Below are 21603 nucleotides of genomic sequence, written 5' to 3' on the forward strand. Positions count from 1 at the left end.
TTTGTTCCGAAGAAGTCTCTGCTGGTTGCAATACCAGGGAAACTTCTTCGGAACATTTTTTTACTGAAGTACTACACTTCTTCCTATCTTGTACTACCTTATTATTAAAACAACTACTTCAATGCGACTAAACTTTCGTTTTCTCTCTTTTCTTTTTTTGATTGGTCTGGTGGCTTGCCAACCAAAAACACGAGACATTTACGTTTCTCCTCAAGGGAATGATGATCAGAATGGCTCAGCAGAACAGCCAATAAAGACCTTACAAAAAGCTAAAGACCTTGCGGCAAGCTATGCCGGGAAACAAGAAGTTAACATCATTTTGGAAGATGGGACTTACTACTTGAATGAAACATTGGTATTTAATTTCAAGGATTCCGGGACTGAGGAATTTCCCATAAACATTCGCGCGGCTCATGAAGGTGGTGCTGTTATAAGCGGAGGAAAAGAGCTAAGTCTGAACTGGAAACCCTATCAGAATGGAATATATCGAGCATCAGTTGATGGAGACGTCAATATCGACCAGCTTTACATCAATGGACAGCGTCAGCGGATGGCTCGTTTTCCCAATGCCATTGAGGGGAAGAATGTTTTTGATACCTGGGAATTGATTCACACCAAAGAACCTGATCCTGAAAACGATCCTTTAAATCCGGACCGTATTGCTTTGTGGAGCAATCCAGAGAGAGCTTATGTCCATGCGATGCATAGTGCTTTGTGGGGCGACATGCATTGGTTGGTCAACGGAAAGAATGAAGATGGTTCGCTTGACCTGGAAGGTGGCTGGCAAAACAACCGTCCCTCGCCAATGCATCCACGCTACCGGATGGTTGAAAATGTATTTGAGGAGCTGGATGTTCCGGGCGAGTGGTTTTTCAATCAAGCAGAAGGAACGCTTTATTACTATCCTTTAAAAGAAATAAATCTTGCTTCAGCAAAGGTTGAAATTGTTCGGCTAAAGCACTTGATTGAATTTCGTGGGACTAAAGAAAAGCCTGTACGCTTTATTAATCTGCAGGGGTTGGTATTTAAGCATGCTGCCCGTAGTTTCATGGAGAATAAAGAGCAGCTGCTACGAAGCGATTGGACTGTTTATCGTGGAGGAGCCATTGTCTATGATGGTGCTGAGGACTGTTCTGTGACGGATTGCGAGTTTGATCAATTGGGTGGGAACAGCATTTTCGTGAATAACTACAACCGCCGGCTTTCGTTTAAGTCTTGCTACATTCATCATGGAGGTGCTAACGGAATTGCATTTGTTGGAGATCCGGCTATGGTACGCAGTCCGTTGTTCCGCTATGGAAAGCAGGATTTTGAAAAGATTGATCGTACACCTGGACCAAAAGGTGACAACTATCCAGAAGATTGTCTGGTGGAAGATTGCCTGATAACCATGACCGGACGCGATGAAAAGCAAACATCACCCGTGCAAATTTCGATGGCACATAAAATTACCGTTCGCCATTGCTCTATTTATGATGTTCCGCGTGCCGGAATAAACATCAGCGAAGGTACTTTTGGTGGGCATGTTATTGAATACTGTGACGTGTTCAATACGGTGTTGGAAACCGGAGATCATGGAAGCTTTAACTCATGGGGGCGCGACCGTTTTTGGACACCGGATATCCGGGAAACTGATGCAGAAATGAAAAAGGATCCGAATCTTTTTAAGCTCGATATGCTTGCTCCAAATACGATCCGAAACAGTCGCTGGCGTTGTGATCATGGCTGGGATATTGACTTGGATGATGGCTCATCATGGTACACCATTTACAATAACTTGTTGTTGAATGGCGGCTTGAAAATGCGAGAAGGTTATCATCGCACAGCTACCAATAACATCATTATAAATAACAGTTTGCATCCTCATGTTTGGTATCCTGAAAGTGGCGATGTGTTTAAGCACAACATTGTTTTTGGCGCATACCGACCAGCAGTTATGCAGCGGGCAATTGCCGCTGATGGCAAATGGGGACAGGAATTGGATTACAACCTGTTTGCAACCAACCAGGAAGATCGGGAGAAGTTCCAGGTGAATGGATGTGATCAAAACTCCATGGTGGGCGATCCGATGTTTATTAACCCGAAAGAAGGAAACTTTACTGTGAAAGAGGATTCTCCGGCCTTGAAGATTGGATTTAAAAACTTCGATATGGACCAATTTGGGGTTGTTTCTGAAAAGCTGAGAAAAATTGCTAAAACGCCGAATATCCCAAAGGAAATCGTATCAGGGAATACCGTTACCGGCAAAGTTTACACTTGGTTAGGAGCTAAAGTGAAAAATGTTGAGACTCTTGGCGAGCAGTCGGCCAATGGACTTTCATCCATGAGTGGTGTCTTGTTGCTGGATGTTCCTGCCAATTCTGAGTTAGGCCAAAGAGGGTTTAATACCAGCGATGTGATTGTTGGGTTGAACAAACAGGAAGTGAAGACTTTCGAGCAATTGATGCAGTTACTTCAAGGACTACAATCCAAAAAGAACTGCACCATCAACATGATGCGTAATCAGCAAGCAAAAAATCTGATTACTGATTTTTAGCATAAATCATTGGTTCTAATTTCTCATGCCTTTGCCCTTAATCATATTTGAGGGAAGGCATGAGATTGAAAACGACACTTTTATTCCCTGTTTTTTCGAAAGGCCATGGGCGTGTATGAGGTCCATTGCTTAAATATGCGGCAAAAATAGGCCGATGTTTTGAATCCCGTTTGCGTGATGATTTCATCAAGAGGGTAGTCGGTTGTCAATAATAATAACTTAGCCTTCTCAATCCGTTTAAGAATGATAAATTCACTGGGGGGTAATCCCGTAATCGATTTGAATAAACGGGTAAAGTGATCTTTTGACAAGCAAGCTATTTCTGCCAATTTAATTACGGGGATCTCATTGGCTATATTTTCCTGTATGTACTTAAGAATAACCTGCATGTTGTGGTTTGTCAACTGACTGATGTCGGTATTTAGTTCGTCGCAGATAAAGCGGGAAAAGAGCTGCCTGATGATTCCGGTTGTCTCCAGGTAGTGTCCCATCGAATTAAAACGCATTTGCTTGTTTACCCACGGTTTACTTTGGTAAACATTTGGGTCGTGATGCGGTAACTCAGACCCCGGATTCAACTCAACGCAACGTTGAAATAACACTTCATCTAAAGCAGTTGCTTCAACCTGTTTCGATATCGAATACAAATTGTAAGGCGTAAGTCCGGAAGGCATTTCCATGCTAAAATGAATGTAGTAATGAGCAAGGTCTTTATGAAAGAAATAGGAGCAAGGGGCAAAGCTCGGAACCAAGTACATGTGCCCTGCTGTTAGTTCATATTTTTTACTATCCAAAACCAGCAGCCCTGTCCCCTTGGTAATAAGATACAACCGAGTAAACGGACTCACAATATTGTTATAGCGCGAATCTGCACTAAACTTCAATAATGCAATATTTCTTAGTTGAAAATTTATCGATCGCCCAATCTTTTCTATGTGCATTTCTTTTTAAAATAAAATAGTTATAGCCTCGAGTTTCAAAATTACAGAATTTACGTGGGATTGTGAAAGTCGTATTTGTGCAATAAAGCGACGGGTTAATGCAGTAATATCATTGTTTGCGTTCTTAATTTTATGAACTAAAGTCAAAAACCTTAGTTCCATGGAGCTGACTTCTTGCGAAAGTGTTCTTCTCGAAGCTTTTAATCACCCGTTTCGAAAGGAAACTAGCAATAGAATGAAGGAGTTCAAACCATGGAGCGAAGAAAAAACTTTAGTCAACTAACTAATTAAAACCAAACTTGATGAATATTAGCGTGGTATTTGGAATTTTGCTGATTGCTATCGGCGCTTTTTCATCTGGAAGCTTTGCCGTTCCGTTTAGCAAAATAAAAAGCTGGAACTGGGAAACTTATTGGATGATCTTCAGCTTCGGAGGGTATATTATCTTCCCTTGGATTGCCTGTTGCATTTTTGCACCGGGAATGTTTTCGGTATTTGCTAAAACCGGATCCGGAGTCTTACTTTCAGTCTTTCTATTAGGTGCTATTTACGGAGTTGGAAACCTGTCTTTTGGGTTGGCTTTGCGCTATCTGGGGCTTTCATTGGGTTATGCGCTTTCGCTCGGATTAATGCTGGCTATTGGAACCTTAATTCCTCCTCTTTTAGATGGCCGCTTACAGTTAATGCTTCAATCTTCGGGAGGCACTTTGCTTATCGCTGGTGTGGTGGTTGCTGTAGTGGGGATTATTTTTTCGGCCTGGGCCGGAATATTAAAAGACAGAACGGTGTCTGCCGAAAAGAAGCAGGAAACAATTGGAGAGTTTAACCTTGTAAAAGGAATCTTGTCAGCTTTGCTGGTTGGCTTTGCCGGTTCGGCTATGGCTCTTGGGTTTGAAGAAGGTATGCCAATCGCTATCATTGCTGAAGAATCTGGGGTTGATCCACTTTTTTCGATGATGCCCGTTTACGTTGTTTTTCTTGTTGGCACATTGATTACGACCCTTATTTGGTGTGTTTTTCTTGGCGTGAAAAATAAATCGCTCCAAAACTATGTAAGGCCTAAAAACAAACGAGTATTAACGCTAAACTATGCTTTTGGCCTACTCGCAGGATTTTTATGGTTCAGTCAATTCATATTTTTCAGTATGGGAAAGAGCAAGATGGGGCCGTTTACCTTCACCTCGTGGGGAATTTTAATGGCGCTTACAATTGCCTTTGCTACCGTTTGGGGGCTTATCCGAAAAGAATGGAAGGGAGCTTCAGTAAAAGTATATGTATTGATGGCCTGTTCGCTGCTAATCCTTATAGCAGCCTCATTTATGATCGGAATTAGTGGTTCAGAATAATAAAGCAAATAATATATGAACAATAAAAAATCAATGACATCAAGGGAAAGAGTGTTGGCAGCAATCAACCACCAAACTCCCGACAGGATTCCGGTGGACTTGGGGGCTACTCCCAGTTCTGGTATTTCTGCGATTGCGTACAGTAATCTGGTAAACCATATCGGAAATGCTGAACTGCCCGTACAGATATACGACGTAGTGCAACAGCTGGCGCAACCGGATAGGACGATTCTTGATCGGTTTGGTGTTGATGTTCTGGATATTGGCCGAACATTTAATGAAAAACAGACGGATTGGGAACCAACGATTTTGGCTAACGGAGCGCCTGCTTTTTACCCCAAATGGTTTAAGCCCGTAAAAAGGGAAGATGGTTCGTACGTAACGTTTGATGATGACGGTAAAACAATGCTTTCAAGAATGCCTGTGGGAGCTACCTTTTTTGATCAAACTTATTTTCCGTATGTCGACGGTTATCCGGATAGCTATGAGAACCTCGATGCTGAAATGGGACGGATCATGTGGGCGCGTGATGCTCATAGCCCCTGGGATCATGCAGGTGAAGATCGTTTTTGGGAACAACTGCGAGAGCGAACCTTGCGTTTACGCGAAACAACGGATAAAGCTTTGTTGGTGGTTTGCGGCTGCAACCTTTTTGAATGGGGAACTTTTCTTCGGCGTATGGATAACTTCCTGATGGATTTGCTGTGCGACCCGGCAAATGTTGAAAGATTGTTGGATGAATTATTGAAACGTCATTTAGCAACCTTAGAGAAAGTATGCAATGCCGTAGGAGATCTAGTGGATATCATCCGTTTTGGCGATGATTTGGGAATGACTTCCGGTCCGTTTATGGATGCTGATACTTATCGGTTGCTTTTTAAACCACGTCATAAAATATTGTGCGATTATGTGAAAGAACACAGCCAGATGCACACCTTCATTCATTCATGTGGTTCCATCTCATCGTTAATGCCGGATCTGATTGAGGCGGGAATCGAGATTTTTAACCCCGTACAAACCAATGCTTGGCAAATGGAGCCTGAATTTCTGAAAAAGGAATTTGGTAAAGACTGTACGTTTTGGGGTGGTGGAATTGAAACGGCTGGCGTGTTGAATGTTGGAGCACCGGAGAAAGTCAGGGAGCAGGTTCTTGAGCGATTGGAAACCTTCTCCAACGGAGGGGGCTTCGTATTTAATACGGTGCACAATATTTTACCCGATGTTCCACCGCAGAACATTGTTGCTATGTTTGATGCTATTCAAGAGTTTAACAACCGATAGCACGGAGAATAATTTTAGCATTGACAGTAGGATAAGTAGGACTTGCACAATGAAAATTTCGGAGAGTCGGTGATTGATAAATTTATAAATATTTAGAGATGAAACGTTTTGGACAAGTAATAGGAATAAAGCCCGAGCACTTCAAAAAATATTGTGAATACCATGCAGAGGTATGGCCCGAAGTGCTTGAAAAAATCAAAGAGTGTAATATTTCAAACTATTCTATTTTCTACAAGGATAATCAGCTGTTTGCCTACTTCGAATATACGGGCGATGATTTTGAAGCGGACATGAAGAAAATGGCTGCAGATGCAAAAACACAAGAATGGTGGGCCATCATGGAACCGATGCAGCAACCGGTAAAAAATCGCTCGGAGGGTGAATGGTGGGCCAATATGGAAGAGGTTTTTCATTTAGACTAATCGTTTACAGGCGATATCGTCTTTTTGAAAATCCAGATCATCTAAAATTTAACATCTAAATTGAATACCTAATGAAAGATGAACTATTGAAGAAACTATCGGCTTGTGTTGAGTTTGGAAAGACGAACAAGGCCGCGCTTTATCCACCGCAAATGAAAGGCGAGGATGGAGCGGATGAAATTACCAGCCAATTGCTTGATGAAGGCGTTGGCGCACAAGAGATATTAACGGGAGGCTTGATGCCAGGAATGGAGAAAGTTGGAATTAAGTTTCGGGAGAACAAAATTTTTGTACCTCAGGTATTGATGTCGGCAAAGGCCATGGGCATGTCGATGGTTCATTTAAAACCATTCTTCATATCAGGGGCAGCCAAGCAAAAAGGAACGTTTATTATTGGAACTGTTCAAGGCGATTTGCACGATATTGGCAAAAACCTGGTGGCCATGATGGTTGAAGGAAGTGGGTACAAAGTCATTGACCTGGGGACTGATTGTCTGGCCGAGAAATACATTGCTGCGATAAAGGAAAATCCGGGTGCTGCAGTTGGCCTATCAGCTTTGTTAACGACAACGATGGTAAACATGGAGCAGATAACAAAGGATATTAAGGCTGTCTTTCCGGAAACACTGGTAACCATTGGAGGAGCTCCTGTTAATGATGATTTCTGCTTGAAAATAGGAGCTGATAATTACTCGGCTGATCCTCAGGGAGTGGTCGATTTCTTGAACACTAAAATAGCATAGTTATCATGGAAGGATTTAAGTTGCTTGAGAAGGCATTTCATTTAGAAGAACTTGAGAGAGCGCCTTGGGTTCCTTTTGTGGGAGTTCACGGAGGCAAATTAATTGGGGTTGATGCAGAAAGCTATTTGAAGGATGCTGAAAAGCTTGTTGCTGGTATCAGTAAGGCCGTGGAATTGTATCATCCTGATGGCATTCCTGTTGCTTTCGACCTGCAAATTGAGGCAGAAGTATTGGGCTGCAAGTTAGTGTGGAGTAAAGATAACCCTCCAGCTGTGGTTTCTCATCCGTTAAGCGAAGGGGTGGAGCTTAGTTCACTTCAGCTGCCCAAAGAAACCGACGGACGCATTCCTGTTGTTTTGGATGCTGCTGTGACTTTGCGTAAAAAATTTCCGGATCTGGCATTATATGGCTTGATAACAGGCCCTTTTACCTTGGCTTTGCACTTGTTGGGGACCGACATATTCATGAAACTGTTTGAGGATCCGGAATACGTAAATGAGCTGATGGAATTTTGCAGCCAGGTTGGAATTAAACACGCTGAAATGTTGATGAATGCTGGTTGCGATGTAATTGCAGTTGTTGATCCGATGACCAGCCAAATCGATCCGTTATCATTTGAAACATTTGTAAGCCCGTTTGCAACGAAGATTTTTGAATTTGTTCGCTCTCAAAATAAGTACAGTTCTTTTTTCGTGTGTGGCCATGCTCAGCAGAACATCGAGGTGATGTGTGATTGCAAGCCAGATAATGTGTCGATCGATGAAAACATTCCTTTGGACTATGTCAAGAATGTGGCACTTGCTAAAGGCATCAGCTTTGGAGGCAATATGAAACTAACCAGTGTCCTTTTGCTGGGTAATGAAATGGATGCAAAAAAAGAAACGGTAGCCTGTCTTGAACAAGGGGGAAATAAAGGATTTGTACTGGCTCCGGGATGTGACCTGCCGATGGACACTCCGGTTGCAAACTTACAGGCGGTAGCCGAAATTGTTTATGATGACTATGCCCGTCAGGTGGCTAAAGAGGTGGATCATCAATCGACTTTAGAGCCAGCTGATTTGAATGGCCATTTTGAAACAGGCAAAGTGGTGATTGATATCATTACCCTGGATTCTGCCTCCTGTGCTCCTTGCCAGTACATGGTGGAGGCCGTAAAAAAGGCTTCGCAGAGTTTTGGCGATAGGGTGATGGTGAACGAACACAAAATAAAAGACGTAGATGGTATCAGGATGATGTTAGCCTTAGGCGTTCAAAATGTACCGACGACCTGTATCAATGGCAAAGTAAAGTTTATCAGCCAAATTCCGCCTAAAGTAGAAATTGAGGAGGCCATTAAGAACGAATTGACCGAATGAGTATTCCATTGCACCTGGTAACTGGTTTCCTAGGAAGTGGAAAAACGTCCTTTCTCAAGCATTTTCTTAAAAGCTTTGAAGGCAAAGGGAAAATTGCAGTGATTCAGAATGAATTTTCTGAAGTTAATGTGGATGGGGCGGAGCTCAGGGAAACAGCGTCTTACGATCTGTTGGAGATTAATAATGGTTCGGTGTTTTGTGTTTGCCTGCTGGGGGCATTTATCGATTCACTGGCTGATTTTATAAAGGAGAAACAGCCGGATCTTATCCTCATGGAGGCATCAGGACTCTCTGACCCTATTGGTGTAGGACAAATTTTTCAGGCGCAAAAGTTGAAAGGAACGGTTTTTCTGGAGCATGTTTGGTGTTTAGTTGATGCTTGTAACTATAACAGAATACCGGCCTTGAAACTCCGAATGAACCATCAGTTACGAACGGCCGATACGATCATTATTAATAAGGTTGATTTGGCTGAGCTTAAATTAGATGAGGTGATTGCTCAGGTACAAGAAATAAACCCTTTTGCTCGCCTATTACAGGGGGAATACGGTAAGGTAAGCTTAGACGGATTAAAAAAAGCCTTAAGCTTTTACCCTGCCGAGAATAAGGGTTTAGGACGTCCGGATATTGCTTCGGGCATTATCCGCAGTAGTCGGGAAATTAGCTTGGTTCGACTCAAACAGTTTTTACAGGAAATGAAAAACGATTGTATTCGAATAAAGGGCTTTGTAAAAATTGAGGGTGGAAAAATGGTATTTGTGCAGGGCGTTTTTGATGAATTAAGAATTGAAGAACATCGTCATTTTGCAGGTCCGGCGGAACTGGTGATGATCGGTAATTTTGACAGAACGAAAAATCTTCAAATTGTGTTTGATGAATATACTGGAATATGAAAGTTGAATTTACTTATCAGTTTGAGGAACTTGCCATTGACATGGATCGACTTCGGAAAGGCTTAGGGTATTCCGAAGAACCAATTCCAGAGCTTTTTATCGACTATTTGAAAAAAGTAAAGGAAGATTGCCGAGAGCTAACTGACATTTGTGGTGCTTTTCGCATTTGCGAAGAGCTTCAGTTTGCAGACAATAAACGTTCGTTTTTCGCAGACGGTGCAGAGTTTAAGGTTGGAAGAACAATAGCTCAGAAACTTCGGAAGGCTGATAAAATGGCTTTCTTTGTTTGCACGGCAGGAAAAACAATCAGTGAAAAAGCTTCCTCATTGCTAAAAGGCGAGGATCCGGTGTTTGGTTACGTTTATGATATTATGGGAAGCGCCATTGCTGAAGCGGTTGCTGACGAAGTTCAGCACCATATTGAACAACAAATGTTACCCCTGGGAGCGAAAATAACGAACCGATATAGCCCGGGATATTGTCATTGGAATGTAAGTGATCAGCATAAATTATTTTCACTGTTCGACGAGAACCCATGTGGTGTTTCGTTGACAGAGTCCGCCTTGATGAATCCGGTGAAATCGGTTAGTGGAGTAATTGGGATTGGTCAGGATGTTGAGTTTCAGGATTACCAATGTTCGTTATGTGCAATGAAAGACTGCGTTTACAGGTCAGATGAATGAAACAGAAAGTTCGTTGATTGACCTTTTTTAGGATAAAAATCCATTAGTTTGGTCGGTACCGGAGGTATCGTGAAGTAAATACGAATAGCTACAAAAATCTTTAAAAAATGAGAAAACGAAATATTTATACTTTGGCAATCGGTGCTTTAGCTGTTGCATGTAACACTGAAAAGGCACCAGATGCAGTTCAGGACCCCAATATTGTTATCATCCTGGCTGATGATCTCGGATATGGTGATGTTCAACATTACAATACGGAACGTGGAAAAATTCCAACACCGAATCTTGATCGGCTGGCAGCACAGGGAATGAGTTTTACAGATGCGCATTCGTCTTCGGCTGTTTGCTCTCCCTCACGTTACTCATTACTCACTGGTCGTTATCATTGGCGCTCACGGCTCCAGAAAGGAATTGTCGGGCTTTTTGATGATCCTCTGATTACGCCTGATCGACTTACGGTGGCCGGTTTAGTCAAGCAGCAGGGGTACCAAACGGCATGCATTGGAAAATGGCATCTTGGCTGGGACTGGCCAATTGATGAAGCGATGCGTCCGCTTTGGAAAGTGAATAAAACAGTCGAAGGCGAAGATGATGAGTCCTTTGTAGCCACAGACGAACAAAAAAAAGCTTGGCAGAGTGTATACGCTAACCCGATTGATGGTGGCCCTACAACCGTTGGGTTTGATCACTATTTTGGAACGGATGTTCCTAACTGGCCTCCTTACTGCTTTATCGAGGATGATCGAACCATTGGAATTCCGAGTGAGTTTCTTCCTAAAAAACTACTGGGAAATAATATGGCAAGCATGGCTGGACCCGCGGTTAGCGATTGGAAACTAGAAAATATTTTACCTGAATTATGTTCTCGTGCGGCGAAGTATATTACCGAATCCGCTCAAAAAGACGAGCCATTTTTGCTTTATCTACCCTTGACTTCTCCACATACGCCTTTGGCTGTAAATGAAGCTTGGGATGGTAAAAGCAAGCTGAACCGCTATGCTGATTTTGTAATGGAAACGGATGCTCATATTGGGCGAGTGTTGGATGCAATTGAGAAAAGCGGCGAAAGTAACAATACCCTGATTATTTTTACTAGCGACAACGGTTGCGCCCATTATATTGGAGCAAACGAATTGGAAGCTAAAGGCCATTTCCCCAGTGGCCCTTGGCGTGGATATAAGTCGGATGTGTGGGAAGGCGGACACCGCGTGCCATTTATTGTGAAATGGCCGGGCGTGGTGGAAGCAGGAAGCACTTGTGAACAGCTTGTGCAACAGGTCGACATTATGGCTACGCTGGCGGAGGTTATTGGTGCGAAATTACCGGATAATGCAGGCGAAGATAGTTTCAGTTTGATGTCTTTATTGAAAGGGAATGATCAGCCTGTAAGAGATAATGCAGTAAATAGCTCTATTCGTGGAGTGCCGTCAGTACGTCAGGGAGAATGGAAACTGATTCTGGATTCAGGCTCGGGTGGTTGGACCAAAGGTGAGAGTGATCAGGAAATCCAGCTTTATAATCTTACAACCGACCCCGGTGAAACAACCAACCTGGTATTGGAGTATCCAGAAAAGGCAGAGGAGATGAAAACGTTGTTGGAAGAGTTGATTGTACGCGGACGAAGTACACCCGGGGAAGTGCAGGATAACGATGTAGAAGTTGTGCGGTATCTTTAAAGGTCGGGAGTCATTAATTCGCTTGGATGCTACACAATACTGAAAAATAAGTTTAGGATAATAAAGAAAGATAATGATAAGAAAAATGTTTAACCCCTCGCTCTTTGCAGGTTTGATGCTAGTAATCGGAACGATGATCTTTAGTGATGCTAAATGTCAATCCGTCGAAGAGAAAACAAGTTTTGCAGATCGGCTGGAGTTTATCGGAACTGCGGTAGAAGAGCCAGGATATACCATTTGGGGCACTTCGCCTATTTGGGGTGATGACGGGAAAGTGCACCTTTTTGTAGCTCGCTGGCCCGGAGAACTAAAAGTAGACCCGGGATGGCGCACACACAGCGAAATTGCCCATTATGTTGGCGATTCGCCCGAAGGACCGTTTGTCTTTTCAGAAGTAGCGGTAAAAGGAGATATCAACGACAAGGCTCCTTGTAATCCCGCCATTCATAAAGTTTATGCACCGCATAATCCTGCCATTCATAAAGTCGACAGCTTGTATGCTTTGCTTTATATTGTTAACGATGGTATTGAAAAACATCCTTCGAACCAATACATATGCATGGCGACCTCAGAAAGTTTATTTGGCCCCTGGAAAAAAGCCGGTGATGACGGGGTGATTCTTAGGGCTTCAAAGAATCCTGATTACTGGACTTACAAGGCCAGCAATGGCGTTAATAATCCGGCATTTTTACAGCATCCCGATGGGGGATATTTTCTCTATTTCAAGTCAGAAAAAGCTCGTATGGGATTGGCAGTTTCCGAAAGCCTGGAGGGCCCTTATGTCCAACTTCCTTTTCCGGTAACCGCCAATGATCGGAATATTGAGGATGGCTATGCTTTTATGTATGAGGGAAAGTTTGCGCTGCTTACCACTGACAACCATGGAATGATTGAAGAAGGAGGGGGTATTTTGTGGACTTCGGAAAATGGTATTCGTTTTACGGAGTTTGAAAAAGGCTTTCATCACATCAATGATTATACAACGGTGGAGATGTCAAAAGTAAATCGAATCTATGGACCTGGGGGGCGGAACTATGCCAAGTTTGAACGGCCGCAAGTGCTGCTGAAAGACGGGAAGCCAGCTTATGTGTATCTGCCGTCAGGAACCAACATTTATGGCGATGATTGCACGGTTAGCTACGTCTTGAAGTATGTAGAATAGATTATTAAAGCATGAATTGGAAAAAGAACTATGAATAAATTACTCGCACTACTTCCTTTTGTTTTCTTTTGGCAGCCTGCCAGTAGTAAGAACAAACAGGAAAAGCCCAATATCATCTTCTTTTTAGTGGATGATATGGGATGGCAGGAAACTTCAGTGCCATTTTGGACTAAGAAGACCAAGCTGAATGATCGTTATCAGACACCAAATATGGAGCGTTTGGCTAGTCAGGGAATGAAATTTACGCAAGCTTATGCCTGCCCATTGTGTTCGCCATCGCGGGTAAGCCTAATGACCGGCATGAATGCTGCCAGGCATGGTGTTACGAACTGGACCTTGCGCAAAGGAAAATCACCCGATCAACAGCATGAGATTTTTGGAGTTCCGGATTGGAACTTAAATGGACTAAGTCCGGTTGAAGGAATCGAAAATACTTACGTTGCCAATACGCTGCCGAGCTTCTTACAGGAGGCTGGCTACCGAACCATCCATGTTGGGAAGGCCCATTGGGGAGCGATGGATACTCCCGGCGAAGATCCTTTGAAACTAGGGTTTGATGTAAATATTGCCGGGCATGCAGCCGGTGGTCCCGGGTCTTATCATGGAGAGAAGAATTATAGTGCCGTTTGGCGCAATGGAGCTCGTATTTGGGATGTGCCGGGACTCGAAAAATACCATGGAAAGGATATTAACCTCACCGAAGCATTGACTCGTGAAGCACTGACAGAGATGGAGGGCAGTGTCGCTAAAAATGAGCCATTCTATTTATACATGTCTCACTATGCGGTGCATGCCCCCTGGGAAAAGGACAAGCATTTTTATCAAAAGTATATCGATCAGGGACTGACCGATTTTGAGGCAACTTTAGCTTCCATGCTTGAGAGTATGGATCAATCGCTGGGAGATATTCTGAATAAAGTGGAACAGTTGGGAATTGAAGAGAACACCATTGTTATTTTCATGTCCGACAACGGCTCGCCTTCGCAGTGTCCGCAAAACCTGCCGTTGCGAGGGCACAAAGTAAGTCCGTATGAAGGGGGAATTCGTGATCCGATGATTGTGAGATGGCCGGGAACAGTGGAGCCGGGAAGTGCGACCAATGTCCCTGTTATCATTGAGGATTTTTTCCCTTCAATTTTGGAAATGGCTGGGGTGAAAAAGTATAAACAGACTGGTGGGAAAGTGGATGGAAAAAGTTTTGTACCTCTCCTGAAACAGAAAAATGTAAATGCAACGAAGCGTGATTTTGTATGGCATTTCCCACATAATTACGATTTTGAGCCATACAGTGTTATTCGCAGGGGCGATTGGAAACTCATTTATTGGTATAAAAATGGGAAGTCTGAATTGTACAATATCCCGGACGATATTGGAGAACAGAATAATCTGGCTGAAATTAAACCACAGATAACTGCCGATTTAAAACACAGGCTCGGAAAATATCTGAGAAAGGTAAAGGCCACGGTTCCTGTTGACAAAAGAACCAATAAGCATTTTAATTATCCTGGAGAAAGCTAAACAGCTAAGAAGAATGATATGAAACGAACTAAGTTGATTTTAATTTCACTATTAGTCGCTTGTTTAAGTGTTCCGTGTTTTTCGCAAGAGCAGGAGCGTTCTTGGGAAGAATTAAGGGATCAATATGAGTTTCCTAGCTGGTACACCGAAGCCCGATTTGGTATTTGGGTCCATTGGGGGGCACAAACGGAGCCTTTGAAAGGTGGAGGCTGGTATGCCCGCCACATGTATATGCAGGATGTTGGTCGCGAACAATGGGGCGATGCCGCCTATGAGTACCATTGCAAAACCTATGGGCATCCTTCTGAAATCGGATACAAAGATGTTCTCAACGAGTGGAAAGCCGAAAACCTGGATACTGATGCATTGGTGAAGTACTTTAAAAGTCTTGGTGCGAAGTATTTTGTAGCACTGGCGAATCATCATGACCACTTTGATAACTTCAATTCAACTTACCATCCATGGAATTCGGTTAATGTTGGTCCCAAGCGCGATATTATCAAAGAATTTGAGGTTTCCTGCAAGAAGTTTGACATTCCTTATGGTGTGAGTTCTCATGATGACCGGTTCCTTTCCTGGTGGCTCCCCGCATTTGGCGCGGATACATCAGGAGTCTATCAAGGCAAGCCCTACGATGGTAACATGACTGTTGAAGATGGAAAAGGAAAGTGGTGGGAAGGCCTGAATCCGGCTGATCTGTATGGATTGCCACCAACGCAAAGAACTCCGGAGTACCTTGAAAGTGTCAAACAAAACTGGGTGCTTCGTCACACTGAATTGGTAACCAAATACGATGTTGACATGCTTTGGTTTGATGGTTATGGATTCCCTTACAAAGAGTATGGCAAGCAGGTTTGCCAGAACTTCTTCAATCACAAGCTTCAGCAAAACGGAACAATTGATGCCGTTATTGCCGGAAAATTCTCGAACGAGCCTTCAACTGTTAAGGATATTGAGCGGGGAGGAGCCAGTGAGATTTTACCTTACCCCTGGCAGGGAATTACTACGCTTCGTACCTGGTTCTACAAAGAAGATGAGGGAAGAATGGAGTACAAGCAAAACGCCAGAACCATTATTGAATTGCTAGCTGACTACATGAGTAAAAACGGCAACTTGTTGCTTAATGTCGAACTCCTGGCGGATGGAATCATCCCCGCAGAACAAAAGACAATGCTGGATGATATCGGTAAATGGGTAAATTTAAACAGCGAAGCCATATACGCCAGTAAACCCTGGCTGATTTATGGCGATAACCTGGATTCATATCTGAAGCTTGCAGATGATGGCACCGATGAAACGGATCTAGCGGCTTTAAAAGAGCAGAAGAAAGCGGCGCATTTCAATGAAAGAACAATGGCTAGCCCAGCTTATGGACATGACGAAGTCCGATTTGTAACCAACAACAAGGCTTTGTATGTAATTGTGCTAAATCCTGCAAAGGGTGATATTGAGCTGCCATTATTAGGATTGAACTCGGAGCAGAAGCCCGGAAAGATAATTTCGATCAAGATGATTGGAGGAAAAGATTCGATTAAATTCCGACAGGGACAAGAAAAGCTTATACTTTCAGTTCCGGGTAAACGAGCAAATAAGTATGCAGCAGTGTTTAAATTGGAAGGAGTTTTATAGTTTAGCTGTTGATTAAGATAAAGACGGAGTTAGTCAATCTATTGGCTTGGATGCCCTGGGAGCAGCCATTAAACAACTTGGGTGATCCTGGTATCATTTCCTTGAAGAAATGAAACTTAAGCTGGCTGCCATCCCTGAACTTATGCGGTTCAGGGATGGCTTGGTTGTAGCTGCTAAACGGTATTAATTTCGGCAGGATATGATTCGTAGGTGTGTGGCAGATGATTTTTAGTTATATTTAGCCATCACTTTTTTTACGGTAGTTTGGATGGGAGTAATGTTTAAGCACTTCAGTTTTTTGGATAACAGGTTTACCCTTCTTGACCAAAAGTCAGATCGGTACCTTTTGATATTAGTCTGCTTGGTTTTTAGTGTTTTGTATATCAATGTATTTGTTCCTTTTAACATTAATCGTTGGTTTTCCGATTCGGGCTTCATTCAGTTCTTACGACTTTCAAGTTATGGCTTGGTGGTGTCGCTGGTGTTGCTATTTACCCAGTTTCCATTGCGGAAATTGTTTAAAGTAAAGGCCTTTAGTATCAAAAGTTATGCGCTTTGGCTGCTGATCGAAATCTTATTGATTAGCTTGGTGTATATTTTTCTGTACGGAAATCCGGTAGGCAACTTTAGCAATGATTTTATTTTCTCTTTAAAATACACCTTGTTGGGCATTTTGCTGCCTTACTTGTTCTCACTTTTCATTATTTACTATAAGAACCAACGGGCGGAAATAAGAACACTGAAAGACCAGCTTGGCAGTCCGGTTAAAAAGGAAATGTTGGTTTTCAAGGATGAATATGATCGGATTAAGTTTTCGCTGCGGACACAAGATGTTCTTTTCCTGGAATCGACCGATAATTACATTACGGTATACTATTTGGCTGAGGAAAAAATACAACGAAAGCTGCTTCGAAATTCGCTTAAGCGGGTTGAGGAAATGCTGGCTAAAAACCGGATTGTTCGTTGCCATCGTTCGTTTATTGTGAACTGGAACCAGATTGAAATGGTGCAGCTAAACGGGAAACGATTGCAGCTTAAGCTAAGCCATTATGATAAAATTATCCCGGTTTCGGAAAAATATTCACCCCTGTTTTTAGACCTTTTATCCCAACAGGAGGTGATTTAGCCCCAAATAAGGGGCTTGAACCCAAATTTTTTGATAAAAGAAAAATCCCAGTCACTTTTGTACCAGTTAATCTTTTAAATCAAATAAAATGAAAAAGTTATTGGTTATTATTTTTATGATTGGAATTATTCCTGTGTCAGGAAAAAGTCTAGGAACCGCCTCCGTTAAAGAAGTCATTGGCGAGTGGACTTTCGAGGTGCCATCAGCGCCTTATGGTTACGAAAAAGGAACCTTGGTTATTAGTGAAAAGGAAAGCGAATTGGCCGGGGAAGTTAAATTTGCTGATGGCTACAAAATTCAGCTGAAAGATTTAACTTTTACTGATGGTGTTTTTAAATGTGGCTTGTACGTCGATTATGAATATGTGAAGCTAACGGCAAAAATTAAAGACCAAAAGATGGCCGGAACAGTAAAAACCTCCGAAGGCGACATGGAGTTGGCCGCATCCAAAGTTAAAGCGAAAGAATAAGTCGGATTGAACGATCAACCAACTGCCCTATTTTTTATAAGAAATTCTTCTTAGTTACGACTGGGAAGAATTTTTTTTAGGGCCACTTCAGGGCTTGAATGCAGGCCAAAAGGATTCCCGTAAGTTGAACACTATTTCCTATTGCCACTTTATGATTGTTTGCTGTATTCCGGAAAATTTAACGACTATGGGGGTCATTAGAAACCTGTCAGGGGGAGGAAACCGTATTAGCAACTGAACCCAAGATTAAACGATAGCACCATGAACCACGAAGAATTGTATCACTTTTTCAAGCGCTTTGATGATCAGATGAAAGCCATGGAAGCGAATGGGCAGGCTTTTCATCAAAAGCTTCGGCATGATTTGTTCGACTTGGTTTTTGCGCACTGGCCGGAGCTGAAGACTTATCGTGAGGAAATGGAAAAGCCTTTGTTGGACTTGGCGACTCGCAGTGCCCATGAAGCGATGGAATGCCTGAATGTCGCTGAATATTATTGGCGTACAGGTGATCCGGTTCCTAAGGTACGTCCGGTTCCTAAGCCATTGACAGCGCAGGATGCGGAGGATCAGGTGCAGAAGTTTATTCGCGAATATCCGGATGTTGACCCGGAGGAATGGCGCCAGGTAGTATGGGAAGATTTTGAGTGGGAAATGAAGGCCAATCATTTTGTACACCGTATTCATCATGCAATGAAACAAGCGTTGACTGATTTTTACCTGGACAACTTGTTGAGGCTGGAAGCTGGTCAACTTCTGTTGCTGGATGAATATTTATATATGATTGGAGCTCATCAGTATGCTCAAGAGGTATATGAACTGGAAGAGGCCGTGAAGAAGTAAGTATTTTTAAAACCCGCCAGATAAAGAAGTTGTTGGCCACTTTTCTTTAGTCGGAAGGTTGTCAGTCTGTTTGATTTCAATAGCCAATATGCCCGGCGCAAAAAATAAGGGCCTCCGTTCTTTTATGTAGTGACAACCAGGGTATGATTAACTTTTAATCGCACCATGCTGGAGTTGAAATAGCACAACGTTGGCCCGTAAAGCTTCGCCCTGCATGCTTCAGTCATCAAAGTCCATGATGTATTGCTTAAGACTTTGCTCTTTACTTAGGTTTAATTTCTTTTTAAGTCGATATTTTTTTAAATCGACACTGCGAGTGGTGATTTTAAGAATAGGTGCCAGTTCTTTTGACGAAAGGTTCACTTTTAGGTATGCACAGAGTTTTAAATCCAAATCAGTAAGGTTTGGATGTTTTATTCGCAGCTTTTTAAAAAAGTTTGTGTGGGCTTCAGAAAAGGCAGCTTCAAATACCAGCCAGTCTTTCTTTTCATCAAAGTTCACTTTAATCATTTTGGAGAGCCGATCAATTTGGCGTCCGTCAACAAATCGGTGATTCTCACGGATGTGTTTTAACTCCCCGTTAATTTTATCAATTATCTCTTTCTTTTTGTTGTTCTGAATAAGGAGGTTGGCAAGCTTGTCTGATTTGCTGGTTACTTCCTCTTGCAACTGTTTAACTTCTTCGCCCAGCTGCTGTTGGGAGCTTAACATGCGCAAATCGTTTAAACGTTTTCGCTCCTTTTGAAGCCTTGAGTACGCTTTTTTCTTGTGTATTTGATTGAAGGTATATCGCAATACAATGCTCAGAATGATTATTAATACGGCGTAGGCTGCATAGGCCAGTTTCGAACGAAACGGTGGCGGCGCAATCGTAAAGGTAAGGCTGTTTATTAGAGAGCCGTCTCTTTCGCGCACCTTAAAGGTGTATGTGCCTTCGCGCAGGTTCTGAAATATGGCGTGGTTATCTTGCCGGCTTTGCCAGCTATTGTTGTAGCCTTCTAAAATGTACTCGTACGATGACTTAAGGCCATAGCTGAAGGCGGTAAAGGTAAATTGCAGGGTATTGTATTTGTAGGGTATCGCCTCATTAGCCCTAAAAGTACCTTCTTTACCTGTGCGGTCGTTGGTGCATTGGATGCGGGTTATCAATGGGGTAACACTGTTAATTTGTGCGTTTTTAAGTTTGTTAAGTTTCGTATAAGCAATGCGGTCCGATAAACATAGCATTATTTGTCCGTTTGCAGATTGCGTGATTCTTTCATATTTAAAAATCAGGTCATCTTCAATGTTATTCAGGTTATAGGCAAGTGGTACAATTGTATCGGTTTTCAGATTGTACAGAATTAAGTGCTTGTTCTTTCTAATAAATATGTGATCATCAATAACTTCGGAAATGTAACTTGCCTTGTCAAAAGCTGAGGGACAAGGGTGAGTTGTCTCATCAGCCGCATAATAAAAAGAGGTGTCGTTTGAGGTAATTAGCACTTGACCGTTAATGTCAAACGCACGCACCCAGGTTGTGTTGCGCATTTGCGGAAGCAAGCTTAAGTTTTTGAAGGTATATTTTCTTTTTTCATTGTCGGGCCAAATCTGAAACAGCGTATTGGCCGCTCCTGTGATAATGAGAGAGCCATCACTCAGTTCAATAGCATCCCTTGTGAGTTCATCAATATCGGTAATGGAGTAGTGTAGCTGCCATTGCTTGTTTGTTTTTTTATAAACAGCCACTCCAAAATACGATGTTTGGTAAACAATATCAGGATTAAACCGACTTTGAAGCATGGTGTATCCACCAGCTGCCTTTGATAGTTGTTTGAGTTGTGAGCCCTCAAGTAAGTAGGTACCATTGTTATGACCAACCCACAAGGTGTTGTCAATAACATCAAGGTTCCATATTTGTCCTTCTGATCCTTTGATTAGTTCGATATCAAAAACTGATGATTGATTTTTAAGAGGCGTTATTTCATAAAGCCCAAGGTTGGTGCCTGCATAATATTTATTGTTCAGCATCACGATATCGTAGAAAGACCCCAACTCAATGAACTGATTGTTGAAAAATAAGACTGGATTCTTCAGATCGATTAATGAAATGCCATTATTGGTGGCAATCCACAAAAAACGATCCTGCTGTTTGTAAATGGCATGTACCCGGTTGTTTGATAAACCATTCGAGCGGTTTAATACATAGGTTATTTGACCACTTAGATCTCCAATGATTACACCTCCATTCATTGTAGCAAAGGCATAATTGTCTTTGTCTATCCTGATTACCTTATTGAGTTTATTGGTTTTAATAAAATCATTGATGGGCGTGTTAAAGGGAGTCAGCTTGTTATTGGATAAAGTAAATAAGCCGTTTTCAAGTGTTCCAATCAAAAAAGTATCTGTACTCAATTGAGAAATGTACTTTACCAAAAACTTACCTATTTCAGGCGTATCGCAAATGACACGCTCATTGCCATTGGGGGTAATGGCCATCAGCTTGCCATAACTTATTTGATAGACAATTTTTTCACCAATAGGGTAGGTGAAGGTTGTATTACCGTGTTTAAATCGTTCAATGCCAACTAAACCATCTGAATTAACATGGTAAATTTTATCAAATGATTGAAAAATTATCAGTTCGTTAAGCCGGAATATTTTCCAAATGTCGTTCTCAATTTTTGTTAGTGGTTGGAAGCCTTTGTGTAGATCTTTTTCTAAGAAGTATCCCATTAGTCCATTACCACCAACATATATGGTGTCGTTGGAGCAGTATACGGCTCTCAAAATATTGGAGGTTTTATACAGGCTCCAGTTTTCTCCATCGTATCTGAGCAGACCTAGTGTATTGGCAAAATAGGTGGCTCCACTGCTTGAGCTTGAAACGTCCCAATTTTGCCTTTCACCATTGTAATCATCTTTTAAAAAACTATAAATTTCTGGTGCAAGCAAGGCTTTATTTTTGCTGCTTGTATTCGATGCAAAACTATTGATGCTTATC

General features: G+C 42.3%; 17 protein-coding genes. 15 read left to right on the plus strand and 2 right to left on the minus strand.

The genetic code is table 11. The features are described 5' to 3' along the window. Positions 1-121 precede the first annotated feature (121 nt). Positions 122-2536 carry a right-handed parallel beta-helix repeat-containing protein gene (locus Q1A18_RS03395; protein WP_299577387.1) on the plus strand — a complete coding sequence of 805 codons (2415 nt, stop codon included), beginning with the start codon at positions 122-124 and terminating at the stop codon, positions 2534-2536. Between the two features lie 80 nt (positions 2537-2616). On the opposite strand, the gene Q1A18_RS03400 is transcribed toward Q1A18_RS03395, so the two are convergent. Continuing rightward, a complete protein-coding gene (locus tag Q1A18_RS03400) occupies positions 2617-3420 on the minus strand; it encodes an AraC family transcriptional regulator (protein WP_299577389.1) in 804 nt (267 codons plus the stop codon). Positions 3421-3779: 359 nt separating this feature from the next. On the opposite strand from Q1A18_RS03400, the gene Q1A18_RS03405 reads away from it, so the two are divergent. From Q1A18_RS03405 to Q1A18_RS03470, 14 genes are all read left to right on the plus strand, one after another. After that, positions 3780-4823 carry an L-rhamnose/proton symporter RhaT gene (locus tag Q1A18_RS03405; RefSeq protein WP_299577391.1) on the plus strand — a complete coding sequence of 348 codons (1044 nt, stop codon included), beginning with the start codon at positions 3780-3782 and terminating at the stop codon, positions 4821-4823. 15 nt (positions 4824-4838) lie between these two features. Beyond that, positions 4839-6104: a uroporphyrinogen decarboxylase family protein gene (locus Q1A18_RS03410; protein WP_299577393.1), complete on the plus strand. Its 1266-nt coding sequence runs from the start codon at positions 4839-4841 to the stop codon at positions 6102-6104. Between the two features lie 98 nt (positions 6105-6202). Further along, on the plus strand, positions 6203-6526 hold the full coding sequence (locus Q1A18_RS03415) for an L-rhamnose mutarotase (RefSeq protein ID WP_299577395.1): 324 nt from the start codon (positions 6203-6205) through the stop codon (positions 6524-6526). Between the two features lie 71 nt (positions 6527-6597). Further along, positions 6598-7269, plus strand: a complete 672-nt coding sequence (locus tag Q1A18_RS03420) for a cobalamin-dependent protein (protein WP_299577397.1) — start codon at positions 6598-6600, stop codon at positions 7267-7269. Between the two features lie 5 nt (positions 7270-7274). Continuing rightward, the gene (locus Q1A18_RS03425) at positions 7275-8624 is read left to right on the plus strand and encodes a uroporphyrinogen decarboxylase family protein (RefSeq protein ID WP_299577399.1); all 1350 of its coding nucleotides are present in this window, start codon (positions 7275-7277) and stop codon (positions 8622-8624) included. Beyond that, a complete protein-coding gene (locus tag Q1A18_RS03430) occupies positions 8621-9517 on the plus strand; it encodes a CobW family GTP-binding protein (RefSeq protein ID WP_299577401.1) in 897 nt (298 codons plus the stop codon). The genes Q1A18_RS03425 and Q1A18_RS03430 overlap by 4 nt, the downstream gene beginning before the upstream one ends. Then, positions 9514-10200: a vitamin B12 dependent-methionine synthase activation domain-containing protein gene (locus tag Q1A18_RS03435; RefSeq protein WP_299577403.1), complete on the plus strand. Its 687-nt coding sequence runs from the start codon at positions 9514-9516 to the stop codon at positions 10198-10200. Before Q1A18_RS03430 ends, Q1A18_RS03435 begins: the two co-directional genes overlap by 4 nt. Positions 10201-10307: 107 nt before the next feature. Next, the gene (locus Q1A18_RS03440) at positions 10308-11876 is read left to right on the plus strand and encodes an arylsulfatase (protein WP_299577405.1); all 1569 of its coding nucleotides are present in this window, start codon (positions 10308-10310) and stop codon (positions 11874-11876) included. Positions 11877-11949: 73 nt separating this feature from the next. After that, entirely contained in the window at positions 11950-13038 is a 1089-nt protein-coding gene (locus tag Q1A18_RS03445; protein WP_299577407.1) for a glycoside hydrolase family protein, read from the plus strand. 30 nt (positions 13039-13068) lie between these two features. Further along, positions 13069-14556, plus strand: a complete 1488-nt coding sequence (locus tag Q1A18_RS03450) for a sulfatase (RefSeq protein WP_299577409.1) — start codon at positions 13069-13071, stop codon at positions 14554-14556. A gap of 18 nt (positions 14557-14574) precedes the next feature. After that, complete coding sequence (locus Q1A18_RS03455) at positions 14575-16185, plus strand: alpha-L-fucosidase (protein ID WP_299577411.1); 1611 nt, start codon at positions 14575-14577, stop codon at positions 16183-16185. A gap of 346 nt (positions 16186-16531) precedes the next feature. After that, positions 16532-17311 carry a LytTR family DNA-binding domain-containing protein gene (locus Q1A18_RS03460; RefSeq protein WP_299577413.1) on the plus strand — a complete coding sequence of 260 codons (780 nt, stop codon included), beginning with the start codon at positions 16532-16534 and terminating at the stop codon, positions 17309-17311. 88 nt (positions 17312-17399) lie between these two features. Continuing rightward, positions 17400-17780, plus strand: a complete 381-nt coding sequence (locus Q1A18_RS03465; protein ID WP_299577414.1) for a hypothetical protein — start codon at positions 17400-17402, stop codon at positions 17778-17780. Positions 17781-18041: 261 nt separating this feature from the next. After that, positions 18042-18620 (plus strand): hypothetical protein, encoded by a 579-nt coding sequence (locus tag Q1A18_RS03470; protein WP_299577415.1) that lies wholly within the window; start codon positions 18042-18044, stop codon positions 18618-18620. 219 nt (positions 18621-18839) lie between these two features. Here the strand turns inward: Q1A18_RS03470 and Q1A18_RS03475 are convergent, their stop codons facing one another. Beyond that, positions 18840-21554, minus strand: coding sequence for a triple tyrosine motif-containing protein (locus Q1A18_RS03475; RefSeq protein WP_299577417.1), 2715 nt, complete (start codon positions 21552-21554; stop codon positions 18840-18842). Between the last annotated feature and the right edge of the window lie 49 nt (positions 21555-21603).

This window comes from uncultured Sunxiuqinia sp. (assembly GCF_947495665.1).
Taxonomy (GTDB): Bacteria; Bacteroidota; Bacteroidia; order Bacteroidales; family Prolixibacteraceae; genus Sunxiuqinia; species Sunxiuqinia rutila.